The 18,922-nt window shown below is 67.9% G+C and carries 18 protein-coding genes; 5 read left to right on the forward strand and 13 right to left on the reverse strand.

The genetic code is table 11. From position 1 onward, the window contains the following. Positions 1-69: 69 nt before the first annotated feature. Positions 70-237 (forward strand): DUF4236 domain-containing protein, encoded by a 168-nt coding sequence (locus ABZV91_RS13770; protein ID WP_355240260.1) that lies wholly within the window; start codon positions 70-72, stop codon positions 235-237. 168 nt (positions 238-405) lie between these two features. On the opposite strand, the gene ABZV91_RS13775 is transcribed toward ABZV91_RS13770, so the two are convergent. The 9 genes from ABZV91_RS13775 to ABZV91_RS13815 all read right to left on the reverse strand — a co-directional run bounded on the left by ABZV91_RS13775 (position 406) and on the right by ABZV91_RS13815 (position 9,147). Next, a complete protein-coding gene (locus ABZV91_RS13775; RefSeq protein ID WP_355240263.1) occupies positions 406-969 on the reverse strand; it encodes a hypothetical protein in 564 nt (187 codons plus the stop codon). Then, positions 966-1,832, reverse strand: coding sequence for a hypothetical protein (locus ABZV91_RS13780; protein ID WP_355240266.1), 867 nt, complete (start codon positions 1,830-1,832; stop codon positions 966-968). The genes ABZV91_RS13775 and ABZV91_RS13780 overlap by 4 nt, the downstream gene beginning before the upstream one ends. Positions 1,833-1,841: 9 nt before the next feature. Continuing rightward, positions 1,842-2,156: a type VII secretion target gene (locus ABZV91_RS13785; protein ID WP_355240269.1), complete on the reverse strand. Its 315-nt coding sequence runs from the start codon at positions 2,154-2,156 to the stop codon at positions 1,842-1,844. Positions 2,157-2,158: 2 nt separating this feature from the next. Next, positions 2,159-2,962: a hypothetical protein gene (locus ABZV91_RS13790; RefSeq protein WP_355240272.1), complete on the reverse strand. Its 804-nt coding sequence runs from the start codon at positions 2,960-2,962 to the stop codon at positions 2,159-2,161. A gap of 418 nt (positions 2,963-3,380) precedes the next feature. Next, entirely contained in the window at positions 3,381-3,887 is a 507-nt protein-coding gene (locus tag ABZV91_RS13795; RefSeq protein ID WP_355240275.1) for a hypothetical protein, read from the reverse strand. Between the two features lie 18 nt (positions 3,888-3,905). Further along, on the reverse strand, positions 3,906-4,631 hold the full coding sequence (locus ABZV91_RS13800; RefSeq protein WP_355240278.1) for an amino acid ABC transporter ATP-binding protein: 726 nt from the start codon (positions 4,629-4,631) through the stop codon (positions 3,906-3,908). A 3-nt stretch (positions 4,632-4,634) separates the two neighbouring features. Next, entirely contained in the window at positions 4,635-6,428 is a 1,794-nt protein-coding gene (locus ABZV91_RS13805; RefSeq protein WP_355240281.1) for an ABC transporter substrate-binding protein/permease, read from the reverse strand. 82 nt (positions 6,429-6,510) lie between these two features. Beyond that, positions 6,511-7,494 (reverse strand): phosphotriesterase-related protein, encoded by a 984-nt coding sequence (locus ABZV91_RS13810; protein WP_355240284.1) that lies wholly within the window; start codon positions 7,492-7,494, stop codon positions 6,511-6,513. A gap of 369 nt (positions 7,495-7,863) precedes the next feature. Further along, on the reverse strand, positions 7,864-9,147 hold the full coding sequence (locus ABZV91_RS13815; RefSeq protein WP_355240287.1) for a helix-turn-helix domain-containing protein: 1,284 nt from the start codon (positions 9,145-9,147) through the stop codon (positions 7,864-7,866). Between the two features lie 193 nt (positions 9,148-9,340). Between ABZV91_RS13815 and ABZV91_RS13820 the strand changes: the two genes are divergently transcribed. Then, complete coding sequence (locus ABZV91_RS13820) at positions 9,341-9,892, forward strand: hypothetical protein (RefSeq protein ID WP_355240290.1); 552 nt, start codon at positions 9,341-9,343, stop codon at positions 9,890-9,892. A gap of 26 nt (positions 9,893-9,918) precedes the next feature. Here the strand turns inward: ABZV91_RS13820 and ABZV91_RS13825 are convergent, their stop codons facing one another. After that, positions 9,919-10,779 (reverse strand): metalloregulator ArsR/SmtB family transcription factor, encoded by an 861-nt coding sequence (locus ABZV91_RS13825; protein ID WP_355240293.1) that lies wholly within the window; start codon positions 10,777-10,779, stop codon positions 9,919-9,921. Between the two features lie 506 nt (positions 10,780-11,285). On the opposite strand from ABZV91_RS13825, the gene ABZV91_RS13830 reads away from it, so the two are divergent. Continuing rightward, entirely contained in the window at positions 11,286-12,509 is a 1,224-nt protein-coding gene (locus ABZV91_RS13830; protein ID WP_355240296.1) for a serine hydrolase domain-containing protein, read from the forward strand. A gap of 4 nt (positions 12,510-12,513) precedes the next feature. Here ABZV91_RS13830 and ilvA read toward each other — a convergent pair whose 3' ends face one another. Together ilvA and ABZV91_RS13840 are read right to left on the reverse strand one after the other, a co-directional pair. Further along, positions 12,514-13,869, reverse strand: coding sequence for a threonine ammonia-lyase IlvA (gene ilvA, locus ABZV91_RS13835; RefSeq protein WP_355240426.1), 1,356 nt, complete (start codon positions 13,867-13,869; stop codon positions 12,514-12,516). Positions 13,870-13,977: 108 nt separating this feature from the next. Beyond that, positions 13,978-14,412: a nitroreductase family deazaflavin-dependent oxidoreductase gene (locus tag ABZV91_RS13840; RefSeq protein WP_355240299.1), complete on the reverse strand. Its 435-nt coding sequence runs from the start codon at positions 14,410-14,412 to the stop codon at positions 13,978-13,980. A 201-nt stretch (positions 14,413-14,613) separates the two neighbouring features. Here ABZV91_RS13840 and ABZV91_RS13845 point away from each other — a divergent pair, with 201 nt between their 5' ends. Both ABZV91_RS13845 and ABZV91_RS13850 read left to right on the forward strand, forming a co-directional pair. Further along, positions 14,614-14,844 (forward strand): hypothetical protein, encoded by a 231-nt coding sequence (locus ABZV91_RS13845; RefSeq protein ID WP_355240302.1) that lies wholly within the window; start codon positions 14,614-14,616, stop codon positions 14,842-14,844. A gap of 138 nt (positions 14,845-14,982) precedes the next feature. Continuing rightward, positions 14,983-16,395: an amidase gene (locus ABZV91_RS13850; protein WP_355240305.1), complete on the forward strand. Its 1,413-nt coding sequence runs from the start codon at positions 14,983-14,985 to the stop codon at positions 16,393-16,395. Between the two features lie 11 nt (positions 16,396-16,406). Here the strand turns inward: ABZV91_RS13850 and treY are convergent, their stop codons facing one another. After that, positions 16,407-18,809, reverse strand: coding sequence for a malto-oligosyltrehalose synthase (gene treY, locus ABZV91_RS13855; protein WP_355240307.1), 2,403 nt, complete (start codon positions 18,807-18,809; stop codon positions 16,407-16,409). Between the last annotated feature and the right edge of the window lie 113 nt (positions 18,810-18,922).

Below are 18,922 nucleotides of genomic sequence, written 5' to 3' on the forward strand. Positions count from 1 at the left end.
GCTGACCGCCGAAAGCTACGAAGGCTCATCCCGATCCGTTATCCTGGGGCAGAGCCAGGGAGGTCGCTCATGCCCATCAGGTTCCGTAAACGCCAATCCTTCGGACCGTTGAAGTTGAACTACACCCAGTCGGGGCTGTCCTCGTGGAGTATCAAGATCGGCCCATGGTCGTGGAACTCCCGGACCAGGAAGAACAGCGTCGATCTACCGGGTCCGCTGAGCTGGCGTCAGCGCTGATACTCGGCCACGGCCATGGGTGATCGAAGCCTGTGCGATTCGATCACCCACCGGGTCCGTCGGCCCGGCAACCGGCCCACCGCACGGGCGAGCCCACCTCGGTCCACGGACTGTCCGGCCGGTGGACCGGACACATCTGGCCGCCTCGTCCCCTGTGCGAGATCGAGGTCAGTTCTGTGACGTCAATTCCCTGGTCAGATCGATCAGGAACTCCGCTGCCGCACGAATCTTGGGGTCGGAGATCTCCCACTCCGGATCCGCACCGACATTGTTGATCTGAGCCGAATCGAGGTTCAGCGTTCCCTGCCAGCCGCCCGCTGCCGTGACGATCCTGACCGAACCGCTGGTTCGGTTCAGCCATACCTTCTCGTCGTACCCGGTTTGCGGAATGTAGTTCGGGTCGTCTTCGATCAAGGCCGGTTCCGACTCGCCGGGTAACATTGCCCGAAGCCGGGTTTCACCCACTCCTACGAGGGATGCCTTCGTCAGCGTGCAGGTCGCTCCCCGCCCTATTGTGTCATCGGGATCGACGCGACCGTATTCGATGGCCAGCTCCGCTATGCCCAGGTCGCTTTCGAAGAAGGTGAGCGTTCGGTCGCACTGTTCGCGAATCGCGTGGCCGGAGTCGGCCGCCGCGGCGCCCTTGCTGCTGCCCACTCCGCACGCTGAAACGAGTGCGATGGAGATGATCGCCGCCGCCGTGAAAATCGTGCGCAGCGCGATCCCGCTCATTGGGTCACCCTATCTGTCTTGACCGACCACTTGTTCGTTCCGTCCAAGACGGTTGCGTCATCGAATACGGAATTCGCGTCGACAGCCATCGGCGGCCATTTGTTATCGGGTAGTCCGTCGATATCCGAACTGGCCTGCGCGATCTTGTTTCCGTTGATGATGCTGTTCTGTGCCGACGAGGCGATACTGCCGACCGCCTGGGCGATCGCATTGTAGGCGTTTCCGATCGCTGCGACGATATCACCGGTTTGAGCCGCGGCGACCGGGCCGGTTGCCGCGGCCGCAACTATCTCGCCGATGCTGGAGATCAACGAGAGAATCGCTTCGACTATTTCCCGGTAGAGTTCCAGTGTTTTTACCGCGACATCCTCCAGGGAGGTTGCAATCGTTTCGCACGAGGCCGGAAGTGCCTGTTGTCCACACGGTTTAGCCTGCCGAATGCGAGAATTCTCGTATGCCTCGGCGGCAATTCCGGTCCAATGGGCATTGAGTTTGGTCTCGTCGATCTGGGTACCGGCATTGGTGATCGCGCTCGCGACATCTCGCCATGCATTGGCATAATTTATGAACGTGATGGGTACCGCTATGCCCTTGATCAGTTCCGCCAATTTGGTGCCGGCGTCCTCGATATATTTCAGTACCTTGTCCCGCTCGTCCCAGAGCCGGTCGACGACGGCTTCTGCGCCCCCGCCTCCCACGAGGCCGAAGAAGCCCCAACCGGTTACGCGAACGGCCAGGACGATATTCCCGAATGCGTCGTTCACCCTATCCGGCTGGTCTTTGAGCTCTTCCGCCTTCGTTTTGATTTGTTCGATATTGGTGGTCAGGTCCGTCCTGGTCTGCGGATTCGTATCTTCGGCCACGCGGTCCCCCTAGTAGAGATTACTGAGTGCATGCGCGTTCTGCGCATCCTCGGCTTCGTAGGTATCTGCCACCTGGCGGAGTGTCGTAGCGATTTCATTACATACTGTAATTCCCTCTTTCATTCTTTCGGCGAAGAAATCGGGAACGTCCTTGTATTTTTCGTATGCCAGAGCGAAGACACCTGCTTCGAGCTGTTCGAATTTCGCCCCCGCGGTGGCGACTCGTGCTGCCTCCAAGGCGGCAGCGGCCTCGTCCCAATTGTTGGCAGCGGTGCGTACAGCGCCTACGGCGACGGTAATGGCTTGCTGTGACGGTGTAGCCATGATCAGACCCCCAAACCTTCTATGAGACTGTTGCGATGGCGAGAATGGTGAAATTCGAGATCTTCGTCCGAATATCGCGAGTAATCGCCACGAACCGGGAAACTCGGCCGGAGTTCGCGAACCCGATCCGCGAGAGACAGGAATTCGTCGACCAGGTCCATCGGATGGGCTTTTTGTGCCCATTCCGACCGTACGAATATTGATTTCAGCTGAAAACAGTCCGCTGTGATCGAGATGGCAGGTGCGCCGTCGACCAGCGCTCGACCGTGCACATCGAAGGTGCCTCGCGTGAGTATGCGCCGCTGGGTTTCGCGATATTCCGGCCAGCTCGATGTGTCGAGGAGGAGCATCAGAACCGTGCGACGGTCGGGAACCGGGCAAGCGTGGCGGAATTCGCCGGTCACCAGTTTGCCCAGACAGGCTTCGACCGACTTCTTGTACGCACGCATCAACTCGTCGCCGGTGTCGCCGGGGCCCACGTGGCGGTGCCACTGCGGGCCGAGTCGCAACTGGATCGGTAGCAGACCTCGATCGACTTCGACTGTCGCGAACGAACTGCCCGGCGCGGCCCGCGTATCTTCCGCGGTGAACGAATCCGATCGGTTCCAACTAGGGGTCGAGGATTCGCGATCCGGTCCCGTCCCCGGACTGGGATGTTCAGTGGGTCGGGGAGCGGGATGTGTGATCGGTGCCGTGTACGAGCTGCTTGCACTCCGTTGCGTCGGGGTCAGTGGCTCCTCGTCCCAGAACTCGTCCGGGTCGTCGTAGTGATTGAAAAATCCGCCGTTGTAGCCCGGTGGTGACATACTGCCGAGTCCTGCCTCTGCGTGCTCTCCTCTTCGAATGCGACTACGGTTATCGGCTACGCAAAAGCACTGACATCCCCCTTTTTTCGTTACGATGCAACTCCCCGCTGTTCCGCATCAGCCTCTCCGGCGCGGTCACGTTTGTCAACCCCGCGTACGCACTCACCGGCAGTGGCATGGGCGGGCACCACAGAGCACCGTGGACCCGTGATGGTTGCTCGGTCGACCGGGCATTCACGCCGGAAGCGCAGAACTGCCTGCAGGTTCCTCGGCGGTTCGATATCGGTGATCGGTCACGCGAGTTCGTGCGCGCGGATGCCTGGAGAGCTCGCCGTCTTTCCGGCCCACAGGAGCCGGCGTTCCGCTTCGTGGCGGTATCGAGGCCGCCGGCCGCGCGGTACGCGCGGCCGGTTCCGTGTCATCGCACCGGCCGCAGTTCGATCACGACACCACCGAACTGCCAGGTCTGGTAGATATCGGCCTTGTTCGGATTGCCCTCGGCGTCGAAACCGATGCCGTTGTAACCGGCGTTGGTGCGGTTGTCCCGGGCGATGATCTCGAACAGACGCAGTACATCCTCGGCCGCGGTGTGCACGACCGGGTCGAACTGTTCGGGCCGGGCGCCGCGGGTGATGGTGAGCGGGGTGCCGGTCGCCAGGTTCTGCACCCACGGTCGCCGGGAGGTGCCGATCAGCAGTGTCTGTCCGTGCACGGTGTAGGCGACCGGAATATCGTAGGCGCGACCGGATTTGCGGCCTACCACGTGCAGTGTCGCAAGCCGTTTACCGATCACCCCGGACAGGCCCGGCAGCCGTAGCAGCGTGCGGACCACCCGGTTGGTCACGCCCTGGGCCCGGCCGATGGGCCGGGGCCCGCTGGTGGTGGGGGTGCCGTAGGGGTTCGCCGATCCGGAATCCTCGCTCATGGGTTCAGTATCGTCGAGTCACAGCACCTGGTCGAGAAACCTGCGCAGCCGCGGTGTTCCGGCATTGTCGAACAGGTCGTCCGGGCTGCCCGACTCCACCACCACGCCGCCGTCCATGAACACCACATGGTCGGAGACGCTGCGGGCGAATCCCATCTCGTGGGTCACCACGATCATCGACATACCGCCCGCGGCCAGTTCCGACATCAGCGCGAGTACACCCTTGACCAGTTCCGGATCCAGTGCGGAGGTGGCCTCGTCGAAGAACATGATGTCCGGTTTCATGGCCAGCGCCCGGGCGATCGCCACCCGCTGTTGCTGACCACCGGAGAGGTTGGCGGGCCGGGAATCGGCCTTGCCGGTGAGCCCCACGACCTCGAGTTGTTCCAGTGCCAGGGTGCGGGCCTCGTCCTTCGACAGGCCGCGCAGCTTGCGCGGACCCAGCGCGATATTGTCGGCCACCGTCCGATGCGGGAAGAGATTGAACTGCTGGAAGACCATCCCGATGCGCTGCCGCAGCCGGTCGGGGTTCTCGGCGAGCACCGATTCGCCGTCGATCAGGATATCTCCGGCATCGGGTTCGTGGAGCCGGTTGAGGACCCGCAGCAGGGTGGATTTGCCGGAACCGGACGGGCCGATCACGGTCGTGGTCTTACCCGCGTCGACATGGATGTCCACCCCGCGCAGGATCTGATTGCCGCCCAGCCGCAGGTGGAGTCCGGTGCCGGTCAGTGAGGCGCTCATCGGTTACCCCCGGCCTTCGGTGATGGCGGACTGTTCGACCGGGTCGATCGGCTGATCGGGCCGGCCGGTGCGCATCCGCCGGTCGATGTAGTTCACCAGATGGGTGAGTGGGATGGTCAGCAGCAGATAGACCAGACCGGCGGCCACCAGCGGTGACAGATTGCCGGTCTGGGCGTTCAGATCGCGGCCGACCGCGAACAATTCGCGTTGGGTGGCCAGCAGTCCCAGGAAGTAGATCAGCGACGAATCCTTGATCAACGCGATGAACTGGTTCATCAGCGCGGGCAGCACCCGGCGCACCCCCTGCGGGATCACCACCAGCGTCATCGCCTGCCGGTAGCCGAAGCCGATCGCCCGGGCGGCCTCGAGTTGCCCCGGCTCCACCGATTGGATACCGGAGCGGAAGATCTCGCCGATATAGGCCGAGGCCAGCAGGGCCAGCGCCACGGCGCCGAGCCAGTAGGGGTTGTTGCCGGTGAGACCGCTGACCACCGGCCCGACGCCCAGGCCGATGAGCAGGATGATGACCACCGCGGGCAGGCCGCGGAAGATATCGGTGTACACCCGGGCCGGCCAGCGCAGCCAGCGGGTCCGCGAGATTCCGGCCACCGCGAGCAGCATGCCGATTACGGTGCCCAGCACACCGGAGACCAGGGCGAGGATCAGTGTGTTGGGCAGGCCGGTCTTGAACAGGTCCGGGAAGGCCTGACGGTAGAGCGACCAGTCGAAGAAGGTGTCGCGCAGCTGCTCGAGGGTCGATTTCGGCGCCTGCGTGATCTGCTGCCGCGGGCCCTGTTCGGCGGCGATCGCGGCGAAATCGGGCAGCTGCGGGACCGGCGCGGCCTTCGATCCGGGCTTCCAGCCGGGCGGCAGTTCCCGGGGCACCCAGTCGCTGTAGAGCCGGGCGTAGGTACCGTCGGCGATCACCGCGTCCAGCCCGGAGTTGAGGGCGTCGATCAGCGGTGTGTTGTCCTTGGCGACCGCCCAGGCGACGAAATTGTCCAGACTGAACGAGTTGTCCACGACCGATGTCGCATCACCCGGCGCGATCGCGCCCTGGGCCTGCGCCGACGGGGCGACCCACGCGTCCACCTGGCCGGTTTTCACATTCGCGTAGGCGGTGTTGTAGTCCGGGAACTTCACCGGATCCAGGCCGAGTTCGTTGACGACGTATTCGTCCTGGACCGTGCCCTGCACCACCGCCACCCGGGAACCGGGCCCCAGATCGGTGAACCCGTGCACCGGGCTGCCGTCCTTGACGACCAGCGAGAAGTAGCCGAAATCGTAACCGTTGGTGAAACCGACCATCTCGCGGCGGGCATCGGTGGTGGTGATGTTGGAGGACCCCACATCGAAGCGCTTGCCCGCGACCTGGGCCAGCAGACCGGCGAACTCGGTCCCGGAGAACTCGACCCGCAACCCGATCTTCGCGGCTGCCGCGCGCAGCAGTTCGTTGTCGAAACCGGTGAACGCGCCGGCGGAGTTCACACAGATACTCGGTGGCGCGTCTGAGAGGGTCCCGACGCTCAGCACGCCGGGCCGGATCAGGCCCAGCCGGGAGATGTCCACCGCGGCCGGCGGTTCGGTCGATTCGGTCGTGAAACGATCCTCGGTGCCCGCACCCGGGGCGGTGAGGTTCGCCGGGGCCGCGGTGGCCGCCTCCGGCCCCGGCGGCGCGCACAGGTCGCGAGCGGTGCCGTCACCGCCGCCGCTGCCGCACGCGGTCGCCAGCAGAGCGACGGCGAGGAGCAGAACGGCGAGCAGCGCGCGGGCGCGCGGAACGGGCAGACCAGGCATGATCGACCACCCTAGCGTCCGGTCCGGTCCGGTCCGGTCCGCGCACCCGGGTCGGGTGTGGTCGCGGCACCGCGACCACGGTTCACCCGGCGGCGAAGAACCTGCGAGGCACCTCGACGAGCATCGTCTGCAGCTGCCGCTCCTCGATACCGCGATCCAGTACATAGGGAAAGACGTCGTCGAACAGGTGGGTGTAGTGCCACTGCGGCAGGACCGCCGCCCGCATGGCCGGCTCCATCCAGTCGATATAGCAGCTGGCGTCCTGCGAGAGCACCATGCGCTCGGCGTAGCCGCGGCGCACCATCTCGATGAGAGTATCGGCGCGCGCTTCGAAGGTGGTCTCGAGGTTGATCCCGAACCGGTCCATGCCCAGGACGAACCCGGAGTCCGCGAGTGCGGTCAGGTAGTCCAGATCCGTGGTGTCACCGCTGTGGCCCAGGACGATCCGGGTCGGGTCGACTCCCTCCTCGGCGCACATGACGCGTTTGACCTCGAAGCCGGAGCCCGATTCGGGGTGGGTGTGTACGGTGATCGGCACTCCGGTCTCGTGGTGGGCCCGCGCCACCGCCCGCATCACCCGTTCGACACCGGGGTTCAGTCCCTCCGCGTCGATCGCGCATTTGAGCATGCCCGCCCGGACACCGGTCCCGGCGATACCGTCGCGGATATCGCCGACGAACATATCGACCATCGGATCGGGGACATGGGTGCCGACCAGCGGATCGAGCGCCGGTCCGCGGTAGTGGAAGAAGAACGGGACATCGTTGTAGGTGTAGAGGCCGGTGGCCACGATCAGTTGCAGCGGAACCCGCTGCGCGATCTGCGCGATCCGCGGGATGTAGCGGCCCAGGCCCACCACGGTGGGGTCCACGATCGTGCGCACGCCGGCCTCGTAGGCGGTGGTGAGCTGCCGCACCGCGTCCTCGATGCGCTCGTCCTCCGAACCCCACTCGTGCGAAAAGTTCTGCTGGACATCGGAGCTGAGCACGAAAACGTGCTCGTGCATGAGGGTGACACCGAGATCGGCGGTGTCCACGGCACCGCGGACGGTTTGAATCGAGGGCACGGAGAACTCCTGGAAAAGGGCAGCGCGTAGCGCGACGACGCCGGCACGACGGATGGGAGGGTCCGCGACACCACCCGGGGCGGGCGCGGCGAACCGGTTGCCGGCGGCCCGACTACTCAGGTGGACACCGGTTTCCGGGGATGACTGAACCTTACGGCGCATACTGCGGGGCGGACCATATTCCGGCCGCATGAAAGCTCGGCGGGCATTTGTGCGCGCAGCACATGCGCATCGTGCGCGCGGCGCATTGCCTGTCGTGCGCGCGGCGCAATGGCTGTCGTGCGCGGCACACTGGCTGTCGTGCGCGGCGCAATGGCTGTCGTGCCCGCGGTAATGCGCCCGGGGTCCGGCCGGGCCGGCGTTCGCGGCTCAGTGCTGTTCCCGCTCCGATCGCAACACCGCGGCACCGAGCAGATGGGTGGCCTGCAGGGCAAGTCGCGGATACAGATCCGCGCCGGGCGCGTCGGTGCTCACGCCGATGAGGTTCAGCGCCTGCCGGACGCGGTACTGGACCGTATTGCGATGGACGGCCAGTCGCGTGGCGGCTGCCGCGTAACTGCGGTTCACGGCGAGGAACACGCGCAGTGTTTCCCGCAGCCAGAGGTTGCGCTCGTTGTCCACGGCCAGTTCGCCGAGTTCGTCGGCGACGAATTCGCGCAGCGTGTCCATATCGCCGGCCAGCAGGGCGACCGCCGACACCTCGGGATGAGAGAGGACCCGGGCGCCGTGCTCCCCGCCCAGCAGCGCGAGCCGGCGGACCCGGTCGGCTTGACCCGCGGTGCGCCGGAACCCGGCGATCCCGGTGCCGTAGCCGCCGAAGGCCACCCGCACCGGCAGAGCCCGGTCGGAGAGCAACTGTTCGATCGCGGCGCTGTCGACGGGCGTCTCGTGCGGGAGGGCGAACCACATCCGGGCCTCGTGCTCGTCCACCGGCACCAGCAGGTTTCCGTGCGCTCGGTCGAACACGGTGGTGAGCGCCGTGCGGAGGTGGTCGAAAACCTGCACGGCCGTGGCGGGGTCGATATGCGAGTCGGCCCAGGCGTCGATCGCGAGGTGTCCACGGGTCAGCGGGTAGTGCAGCACCTGCTCCGCTGCCTCGGCATCGGTGGTCGTGCCGTTGAGCAGCCGGGTCACCCACTGCTGCCGGAGACCACCCCGGTTGCCGACCCAGCGGTCGCGTTCCTGTTCGTAGGCGACACCGACCTGCTCGCAGACCCGATCGATGTACACCGAGGTGCGATTGACGATGTGCACGATCGCCGAGGTGGTCACCGGGCCGCCGCCGCCGAATTCGATGGCGTAGCGCATACCGGTGTCCAGGAAGCCGGCCTGCCCGATCCGGTACGCCCGGATCAACGCCGACGCCGGGACATCGCGCTGGGCGAGGATCCGGGCGTACGCCAGAGCCCGCTCCGGTGCCCGGACATCGTCCTCGCCGGCCTCGTTCTGCAGGAACTGCAGGACTTCCATCAGGTTGTCGGTGGTCCCGTCCTCCATCAGTTCGCGCAGCCGGGGGTCCTGGTCCAGCGCCGGTACCTGCGCGCGCATCAGGTGCGACAACTCGTCGACGAATTGGTCGCGGTCCCGGAGAAAAGTCTGCGCGACCAGTCCGACCACCTCTTCGGTGGTGTGCGCCGCCTGTCGTTGCTCCACGGTGGTAATGATCGCGCGGTCCGCCCGCCGGTGACCGGCCGGGCGGTCGTCCCCGGTCGTGTCGGCCCGGCCGGAGCCGAACCGGTGCCTCGGCCGCCGGACGCGGCTAGAGTTCGGCGGACAGGCGGACGGCCGGGATACCGGACCGTGCGCGGAGTGTTGGGCAGTACCGACGGGGTGCGGGGCAGCTGTTATGAAAATTTCGGCCGGTGCGCCCGGATGGTACGACGCGTGCTCTCCGGCCGAACGCGCCGCCACGGTGGCGCTGGCCGTCACCCGCCGGAACTGGTCGGTGATGTGGGCGGCGCTGGCCGCGGGCGGTCTCGTTCTCGCCTGCTATCCGCTGGCCGCCGGGCTGCTGCCGTTGCCCGGACCGGAACCCGCCGCCCCGCCCGGAGCGGTGTCGTTCGCGATCGGCGCACTGCTGCTCGATCTCGCGGTTCTGGTGGTCAACAGTGTGGCCTGGGAGCGAGTGCAGCGGGTGTTCTCCGGGGCGGCGCCGGACGAGACGGTGCGCCCGTTCCGCTGGCTGCGCTGGTTGCCCACCTCGCTGGTCTCGCTGCTGGGCACCGTCGCGATGCTCGTGATCGGGGTGTATCCGCTCGCGCGATTCGGCGAGGCGGGCCTGCGCGGACTGTCCGCCGCCGAGTGGGCGAGCGGCGGCGTGGCGGTGCTGTGCGTGCTGTGCGGACTGTCGACGCTGTGGTTGAAGGTGATTCTGCGGCCGGTCCGGACCGGGCCGTAACGCCGCGGCCGGCCCGGCCGGTGTGGTCAGTTCAGCGGACTACGCCGTTCCAGCAGTACCGCGTCGCGCCAGCGACCTTCGGAGCGGCCGCTGCGCTCCCGGATGCCGACGGTACGGAAGCCCGCGGCGTGGTGCAGGGAGAGCCCGGCCCGGTCCTCCGGGAACACGGTGGTCTGCAAGGCGCGCAGACCCGCCTCCTCGGCGGCCGTCACCTGACGGCGCAGCAGTGCGGTGCCGACGCCGCGGCCTTCGAGTTCGTCGGCGACCATCACGCAACTGTCGGCGACGTCCCGGTAGAACTCGTGGCCCGAAACCGGGGTGAGGGCCGCCCACCCGGCGATCCGGCCGTCGGCTTCGGCGACCCAGCGGTGTCCGGGCAGCCACTGGCGGTCCAGGGTCTCCCGATCGGGCGCGTCGGCCGCGCCGACGGCGGGGTAGGCCGACCCGCGCGCGGCGTGGATGGCACGCACGGGTTCCCAGTCCGCCTCGGTCAGCGCCCGGACCGTGATATCGCCGGGTGGCTCGTCCGGGCAGGGCGGCTGGGGGGTGAGCAGGCCCATCACCGCGTCGGCGGTGTGCGGCAGTTCGGTGCAGCGGTGTGGATTGACGGTGACGAGGGTGGCGGTGCCCTCTTTGTGTACTGTCACGAACCCGGCGTCGGTGAGCTTGCGGACATGGTGGGAGACGGTCGGCTGTCCGATACCGAGTGCTTCGGCGATTTCACCGATATGGATGCCGGCGGGGCTCGTGGCGACCTGGTGCAGTAACCGGACCCGGGTCGGGTCGGCCAGGCAGGAGAACCAGCCTGCGTAGATGGCCGCGTCGGCGACCGGGAGCGCGTCACCGCGCACCTGGTCCCGCACGACCGGCGGTGCCAAGGAGGTCATGCGGCCACTATATCGACGGAACATATCGGGTCCGAGAAACTCGACTTTCCGACGTTTATCCAGTGTCGTCGATATTGCCCGGGTGCCGGTATCGCCGGCCGCCGCGACAGGTCACGGGCGGGTCGGGCCGGGTCGGTTCGCGGTTTTTGAAATATGCCCTCGACCGGGGAGTCCTCACGAAATCGTTGATGCCGGGCACCGGTACGGCCCGGGCGGGCGGCGGAGCACCGGCCGGGCGAATGCGGTGACTATTCCACGCCGAAGCGAGCGCGGTAATTCTTTACCGATTTGTTTCCTTTACCGGTGGAATTGCCGCCCGGGGCCGAAAGTGTCCGTATCGTATTTTCCGGGAAGTAGCTGTCCCGGACGATTACATTCCGGGGGTCGACGAACCGGCCGCGCGGGCGGATCCGGTGGCCTGCGCGGGCGGGTCCGGCAGCGTACCCGACGGCATACCGTCCGGGACGGATATTGCCGGAAACCTCGAATGACCTTACTGTGTAAGGATGAGCAGCGTCGCTTATTCCGGTAACGCCGGAGCAGAATTTCGGCGGCTGACGTCCGCATTCACCCGGGTCTACGGTGGCCGGAAGGGCGTAGGTGCGGCGCTGGCGGTGTATCGGCACGGGGAACCGGTTCTCGATATCTGGACGGGGGAGTCCGCGCCGGACCGCCCGTGGAGTCGTGATACCGGCGCGGTGGTCTTCTCGGCGACCAAGGGCATCGCGGCAACGGTTGTGCATCGGCTCGCCGATCGCGGTCTCGTCGACTACGACGCCCCGGTCTGCGAATACTGGCCCGCGTTCGGCTGTAACAACAAGGACAAGATCACCGTCCGGCAGGTGCTCACCCATTCGGCCGGTCTGTCCGGCGTCGGAGCCCTGGCGGCGCAGGGGGCGGACCTGCTCGACCACGAACTCATGGCGGAACGTCTGGCCGCCGCCACCCCGGACCGGCTGCTCGGTGTCCCGGCCTACCACGCGATGACCTTCGGCTGGCTGCTCGCCGGACTGGCCCGGGAGGTCACCGGCGTCAGTATGAGGGAACTGTTCCAGCGCGAGGTCGCGATCCCGCTGGGCACCGACGGTGTGCACCTGGGCCGTCCACCCGCGGGGTCGGTCACCGTGGCGGCCGAGAGCTTCGGCACGGGCTTCTCCTTCGCCGGCACGCCGCGTGGCTCCCGACTGGTCACGCTGTTGCAGGCCATTCCCGGCGCGCTCGGGGTGAGCAGCCGTTCCCTGTTCATCCCCGGCGCCGAGGCCATCCTGACCGGCCCGAACCCGCCACTGCTGGACAGCGAGATGCCGGCCGCGAACGGCGTGTGCAGTGCCAACGGGCTGGCCGCGGTGTACGAACCGCTGGCCTGCAACGGGCTCGCCGGCGGCAGCCGGTACCTGTCCGGCGCCACCGTCCAGGCCATTCGCCGGATCGAACGGTTCCGGCCCGACACCGGGTTGTTCCTCTACATGGGGCCCCTGTGGCATCTCGGCTATCACGCCATGCCCACCCTGGGCGCCCCCCGCGGGTTCGGGCATATCGGGCTGGGCGGCTCGTTCGGCTGGGCGGATCCGGACAGCGGTATCTCGCTCGGATTCGTGCACAACCGGCTCGCCATGGAAACCCTGGCCGTGGATCAGTCCGCGTTCGCGTGGCTGCTGCCCCTGGTCATGTCCGGAGCCCGCTCGGCCGCCCGGATCGGCCGCGGCGCACCGCGGGAGGCCGCGGCCTGATCGGTCAGGTCAGATAGCGGTAGGCCGGGGAGCCCGGTTCGAGCCGCTCGCACTGGATCGGGGAATGAGCGATCCGGTCCAGCAGCGGTTGCAGGCCGGTGCGTTCGCCCAGTTCCACACCGACGAGCGCGGCGCCGGTTTCCCGGTTGTTGCGCTTGACGTATTCGAACAGGGTGATGTCGTCGTCGGGACCCAGTACTTCGTCGAGGAACCGGCGCAGCGCTCCCGGTTCCTGCGGGAAGTCCACCAGGAAATAGTGCTTGAGCCCCTGGTGCACCAGCGAGCGTTCGATGACCTCGCCGTACCGGGACACATCGTTGTTGCCCCCCGAGACCAGGCAGACGACGGTGGACCCGGGTTCCGGCGGCGATTCCAGCAGCCCGGTCACCGCCAGCGCGCCCGCGGGCTCGGCGATGATTCCCTCGCTCTGGTACAGGTCCAGCATGGCGGTGCAGACCGCGCCCTCGTCCACGCGCAGCAGCCGGAAGGCGCCGGCGCCACCGGGCGGTTCGGTCGAGATGAGCAGGGGCAGGGAACCGTGCGATACCACCCGTCCGCCGAAACCGGCCACCGCGTCGTAGGGCACCCGGCCGACGCGGCGGACCGCGGCACCGTCGACGAACGGGTCGACCTCGGGCAGGGTCACCGGCCCGCCCGCGACCAGCGCCGCGGTCATCGAGGCCGCGCCTGCGGGCTCCACCGCGAGGATGGCGGTCTCCGGGGCGCGTTTCCGCAGGTAGGTGCCGATACCGGCGAGGCAGCCGCCGCCGCCGACGGGGACCACCACCAGATCCGGCGCGGTTCCCAGCTGATCCAGGATCTCGGCGGCGATGGTGCCCTGGCCGGCCGCGGTCCGGGTGTCGTCGAACGGGGGCACCATGGTGGCGCCGGTGCGCCGGACATCGTCGGCCGCCGCGGCCGCGGCGGCGTCGAAGGTTTCGCCGACGGCGATCAGTTCGACGAACTGGCCGCCGTGGACCCGGATCCGGTCGCGCTTCTGTCTGGGGGTGGTGGTGGGGACGTAGATGCGGCCGGTGATACCCATGGCCCGGCAGGCGAAGGCCACCCCCTGGGCGTGGTTACCGGCGCTCGCCGCGACCACACCGGCCGCGCGCTCGGCGTCGCTGAGCTGGACCACCAGGTTGTACGCGCCGCGCAGCTTATACGAGCGGACGACGGTGAGGTCCTCGCGTTTGAGGTACACCTGGGAGCCGGTCAGCTGCGATAGGCGGGGGCATAGTTGCAGGGGGGTGGGCTCGATGATGTCGGAGATGCGTTCGGCTGCGGCGTCGATCTCGTCCGCGGTCAACGCGGGACGGGCTTCTGGCAGGTGAGTGAGCACATCGGACACCCGGTCCATGCTGCCATCCACCGCGGCCGGAGCGCGCGGCGGGTGGCCGTGTCCTGCGCTTTCGGTCATCTGGACGGGGTGGTTCCGGACTACCGGAACCACCCCGGACCGCATTCGTCAGCGCGGGGTGAGCACGAAGACCGGGATCTGGCGATCGGTCTCGAGCTGATAGTCGGCGTAGGGCGGGTAGGCGGCGACCGCCCGCGCCCACCAGAGCGCCTTCTCCTCGCCGAACACCTCGCGGGCGGTGTAGTCCTTGGTGAGCGTGCCGTCCTGCAACTCCACGTGGGGTTCGGCCACCACATTGTGGTACCAGACGGGATGCTTCGGCGCGCCGCCCAGCGAGGCGACGATGGCGTATTCGCCGTCGTGTTCGACCCGCATGAGTGCGGTCTTGCGCAGTTTGCCGGTCTTGTTACCGACGGTCGTCAGCACCACCACCGGCATGCCCTGCAGGGTGGTGCCCTCGGTACCACCCGAGTTCTCGATCTTCTCGGCCTGTTCGCGGGCCCAGTCGGAGGTGGACGGTGCGTATTCTCCAGTCAATGGCATGCCCCGGGAAACGTCCCGGACCGCGCCGCTTGTTCCCCGGCGGGCGTGACCTGGCCGGACGGGGCCGCCCGGTGGCCGGTTCCACCGCCGTCGGGCCGGGTCCGGCCACCCCGGGGCGTTTCGCGCCGGACGGCGGAGTGGGCGGGCGGGAAGACAAAAGTTCGATGGACCGAACACCGCCCGCACGGGTAACCTGAATATATGACCGCATCCCCTCTCACCGCCCCGCGTGCCGCTGGCCGCGGTGCGGCGGTTGTCGATATCGCGGGGTCGCGCTGGCCGGTATACAAGCTGGAAGCGCTGGTCGTGGGATTGCTGGTCTTTCTGGTGGCGGCACTCGTCCTCGGCTCGGTGCAGGCCGGGGTGCTACTGGGGGCGGCCGTGGGCGCTGCGCTGTGGTCCGCCGGGCGCTGGCGCGCGGCGCGCCGGTAGTCGCCGCTCCCGTGCGCCGCGCCGGGCGCGACGGCTCCCGCGCGGTGGCGTCGCGTATTAGTCTGGGCCGAGTTGAACACACGTCCACTTGGTTCCGGGTCGGGTATCCGGGCCCCTGAGGTACACGCGAGCCGATTCATGACCGATCGAGTACATGCCTTCACCGACGACGCGCTGGGCGAATACGACGCGGTGGCGCTCGCGGCCCTCGTCCGTGCCGGTGAGGTGAGTCCGGAGGAACTGGCCCGCGCGGCGCTGGCCCGGGCCGACGCGGTGAATCCGCGGTTGAACGCGATCGCCTACCGGTGCCCACAGCCGCGACCGGCCGTGGCCGGGGACGGCGTGTGGTTCGGGGTGCCGGCATTCGTCAAGGACAACGCCGACATGGCCGGTCTGCCGAGTTGTCACGGCAGCGCGGCGATCACCGCGCGTCCCGCCGGGAAGGACGACCGGTTCACCGCGCAACTACTGAGCACCGGGGTGACGGTGTTGGGCAAGACCACCATGCCCGAATTCGGCTTCACCTCCACCACCGAATTCGAACGCGGCGAACCCACCCGCAACCCGTGGGACACCGGGTACACCGTCGGAGGTTCCTCTGGCGGATCGGCCGCCCTGGTGGCCGCCGGTGTGGTCCCGGTGGCGCACGGTAACGACGGGGGTGGATCGCTGCGCATCCCGGCGGCGTGCGCGGGGCTGGTCTCGCTGAAGCCCAGCCGGTTCCGGCACCTGGACAATGCCCAGGCGCGGCAATTGCCGATCAAACTCGTCTCCGAAGGGGTGCTGTCCCGGTCGGTCCGCGATCAGGCGGCCTATCACGCGGCGGCCGAAATGTACTGGCGCAACCCGAAGCTCCCGCCCATCGGCACCGTCGAGGGACCCGCGTCGCGAAAACTGCGGATCGGCCTGCTGACCACAGCGTGCAACGGCCTGGAACCCGACGCCGAGACCCTGGCCGCCGTCACCGCGACCGCCGGGATCCTGGAGAACGCGGGGCATACGATCGAGCCGATGCCCTCACCGGTCTCGGCGGAGCTCGTCGCCGACTTCCTGCAGTACTGGGGATTTCTCGCGCAGATGTCGGGAGTCACCGGGAAGCTGAGTCACGGCCGCTCCTTCGACCCCGCCCGGCTGGAAACCTTCACCAAGGGTCTGGCCGCCACGTTCCGCCGGCGGCTTTTCGCCACCCCGGGCGCGCTGTACCGGCTGAACCGGGCCCGTGCCGACTACGACGCGGTGCTCACCCGCTACGACGCCGTGCTCTCGCCGGTGCTCACCCACACCACACCCGAGATCGGTTACCTGAACCCGGGCGTGCCGTTCGCCGAATCGATCGAACGGGTCACGAATTTCGTCGGCTATACGCCGATCAACAATGTCACCGGATCGCCGTCCCTCGCGATCCCGGCCGGTCTCACCGCGGCCGGCCTACCGGTCGGGGTCATGCTCAGCGGGCCCTACGGTGGCGAACGCACGCTGCTCGAGCTGGGTTTCCTGTTGGAAGCGCAGGCGCCGTTCCCACGGATCACCGCCGCGGCGACCGGGTCCTGACGGCGGCGCGCTCAGCGGACCAGCAGTGCCACCGGAAGACGGGCGAACAGCTTCTCCGTGCGGGCGCGGTTCTGGAAGGTGTGCCCGGTGAGGCGGTCGGTCCAGGACCCCCCGGCGAGATCGATATAGGTATCGCCCCAGCCGGTTTCGCCGATCGCGACGCTGTGCCGGGTGACGGCCACGATGATCTCCGGTTCGGCGCCGACCCGGCCCCGGGCGTAGGCGACGAGTTTGTCGGCGTGCTCACCGTGCCCGAACACCGGGGTGTAGGTGCCGCCGACGAAACATTCCGGACGTTCCCGCCGCAACCACAACGCGTAGGCGACCAGCCACATCTTCGCGGCACCGGTGATGTCCAGCGGCGGGGTCGTGGTGAGGGTGTGCAGCATCCCGCCCCGGGATCCGAAATCGACCGGGCGGCGATTGTCGGGGTCTACCAGCGAGTCCTCCCAGAGCTCGCACCCCTGGTAGATGTCGGGGATCCCCGGTGCGCACAGTTGCAGCAGTTTCTGCGCCAGGGAGTCCGACCAGGCGTGCGGGGCCAGATCGTGGGCGAGGTCGGTGAGCTGGCGGCCGACCGGCCCGTCGATCACCTGATCGAGCCAGGTGTGCACCGCGTTCTCGAACTCGGTATCGGGTTCCTCCCAGGAGGTGTGCTCCCCGGATTCGCGCATCGCCTTCTCGGCGAATCGGTGCACCCGGTCGCGCAGCCCCGGGACCGAGGGCGCCGGGCGCCCGTCGGCCGGCCACATGCCGAACATGTTCTGCAGCAGGAACAGCGCGGTGGCCCCGTCGGGTGGAGGCAGCTTTTCGAGCCACAGGGTGACCGCGCGGGCCCACATCCGGGGAACTTGGGAGAGCACCCCGATCCGGGCCCGCACATCTTCGCCGCGTTTGGTGTCGTGGGTGGACAGGGTGGTCATCGACGCGGGCCAGCGGCGCGCGCGGGAGGCGTTGGCGAGATGGAACTCGTTGACGGTACGGCCGAAACGCGCCGGATTGCCGCCGATCTCCTGGAGCGACACCAGCCGCACCGCGCGGTAGAACAGGATGTCCTCCACGGCTTTGGCGCCGATCGCGGTACTCACCTGATGGAACCGGGTCCACGCGGTGCCGCCGGCGATGAGCGCGCTCACCAGGACCGCCAGCGGCACCCGCAGTTCCGCGTTGCGTTTCTCCACCTCGGCGACCACCGCGCTGATCATCCCGGCCAGCGGGGTGTAGTCGGCCCGGGCGACGGGCAGGAAGGACAGCACCTCGATGGTGGCGTTGGTGAGGGCCATGGTGTCGGCATCGTCGGCCCCCGCGTCGGCTTTGATCGCGGCGACCAGGCGCCGCATCTCGGGTGCCAGGATGCTCTCCGCGACCGCGCGTTTGATGCGGTGTTCCTTCTCGCCGACCCACACCCGGTCGCTGCCGTGCCCGGTGATGTGGCGGGACAGTTCGGTCAGGATCTGTTCGCCGGCCGGTTCCAGCAACACCCCGCCGAAATCCGCGATGCCGTCATAGCCGGTGGTCCCGTCGATCGGCAGGGTGGGATCGAGGGGTTCCCGGTTGGCGAGCGTCTTCTCCACCAGCAGCAGCCGGGTCGGTCCGATCAGCTGCCGGAGTCGCTGCAGGTATCCGGCCGGATCGGCGAGGCCGTCGGGATGGTCGACCCGGACACCGTCGATCAGATCGTGTTCGCACCAGGCCGCCAGTTCGCGATGGGTGGCCTCGAACACCACCGGATCCTCCTGGCGCAGCGCCGCCAGGCCGCTGATCGACAGGAACCGGCGATAGCCGCAGATCCCGGATTTCCAGCTCACCAGCCGGTAGTGCTGTTTGTCGTGGATCCGCAGCGCGTTGTCGCCGTCGGTACCGGGGGCGATGGGGAAGCGGAGGTCGTGCAGGGCGAGCAGCGGTTCGGGGCCGGAGCGGTCGACGGTGAGGGCGGCCGGGTCGTTCGCGCCGCGCAGGACCGGCAGCGCCAGCCGGCCGCCCACGCCGTTGCCCGGACTCCAGTCGATATCGAAGAACGACGCGAACTGGGATTTGCGACCGTACTGCAGCACATGCCACCACCACAGGTTCTGCTGTGGATCGGCGACCCCCACATGGTTGGGTACCAGGTCCATGATCAGGCCCATGCCGCGGTTGTGCACCTCGTCGGCGAGGGCCTTGAGCCCGAGCGGGCCGCCCAGCGCGGCGGACACGGTGGTCGGGTCGGTGACGTCGTAGCCGTGGGTGGAACCGCGCGCGGCCGTCATCACCGGGGAGAGGTAGAGATGCGAGACGCCCAGTTGCTGGAGGTATTCCGCGATGGCCGCGGCCTGGACGAAGGTGAGCCCATCCGGGCGCAGCTGCAGCCGGTAGGTGCTGCGGACCGGAGTGGCGCGCGCGTTGCGGCGAAAGCTCGGCAGGTCTGCGGGCATACGGTTCTCGGTCGGGGTCCTGTGGAGCGCGGCGGGTGGAAAGGCGCCGGAGCCGGCCGGCGCGGAGGTACTGGAACCGGCCGGAATCAGCGCGGATACTCGGCGTCGCCCGA

Origin of the sequence: Nocardia sp. NPDC004568 (assembly GCF_040609955.1) — a bacterium.
Classification (GTDB): Bacteria; Actinomycetota; Actinomycetes; order Mycobacteriales; family Mycobacteriaceae; genus Nocardia.

Coding starts and splice junctions, on each gene's coding strand:
- ABZV91_RS13770 (WP_355240260.1), top strand. CDS start 70: ATGCCCATCAGGTTCCGTAAACGCCAATCCTTCGGACCGTTGAAGTTG.
- ABZV91_RS13775 (WP_355240263.1), bottom strand. CDS start 969: ATGAGCGGGATCGCGCTGCGCACGATTTTCACGGCGGCGGCGATCATC.
- ABZV91_RS13785 (WP_355240269.1), bottom strand. CDS start 2,156: ATGGCTACACCGTCACAGCAAGCCATTACCGTCGCCGTAGGCGCTGTA.
- ABZV91_RS13790 (WP_355240272.1), bottom strand. CDS start 2,962: ATGTCACCACCGGGCTACAACGGCGGATTTTTCAATCACTACGACGAC.
- ABZV91_RS13795 (WP_355240275.1), bottom strand. CDS start 3,887: ATGAGCGAGGATTCCGGATCGGCGAACCCCTACGGCACCCCCACCACC.
- ABZV91_RS13800 (WP_355240278.1), bottom strand. CDS start 4,631: ATGAGCGCCTCACTGACCGGCACCGGACTCCACCTGCGGCTGGGCGGC.
- ABZV91_RS13805 (WP_355240281.1), bottom strand. CDS start 6,428: ATGCCTGGTCTGCCCGTTCCGCGCGCCCGCGCGCTGCTCGCCGTTCTG.
- ABZV91_RS13820 (WP_355240290.1), top strand. CDS start 9,341: ATGAAAATTTCGGCCGGTGCGCCCGGATGGTACGACGCGTGCTCTCCG.
- ABZV91_RS13825 (WP_355240293.1), bottom strand. CDS start 10,779: ATGACCTCCTTGGCACCGCCGGTCGTGCGGGACCAGGTGCGCGGTGAC.
- ABZV91_RS13830 (WP_355240296.1), top strand. CDS start 11,286: ATGAGCAGCGTCGCTTATTCCGGTAACGCCGGAGCAGAATTTCGGCGG.
- ilvA (WP_355240426.1), bottom strand. CDS start 13,869: ATGGACCGGGTGTCCGATGTGCTCACTCACCTGCCAGAAGCCCGTCCC.
- ABZV91_RS13840 (WP_355240299.1), bottom strand. CDS start 14,412: ATGCCATTGACTGGAGAATACGCACCGTCCACCTCCGACTGGGCCCGC.
- ABZV91_RS13845 (WP_355240302.1), top strand. CDS start 14,614: ATGACCGCATCCCCTCTCACCGCCCCGCGTGCCGCTGGCCGCGGTGCG.
- ABZV91_RS13850 (WP_355240305.1), top strand. CDS start 14,983: ATGACCGATCGAGTACATGCCTTCACCGACGACGCGCTGGGCGAATAC.
- treY (WP_355240307.1), bottom strand. CDS start 18,809: ATGCCCGCAGACCTGCCGAGCTTTCGCCGCAACGCGCGCGCCACTCCG.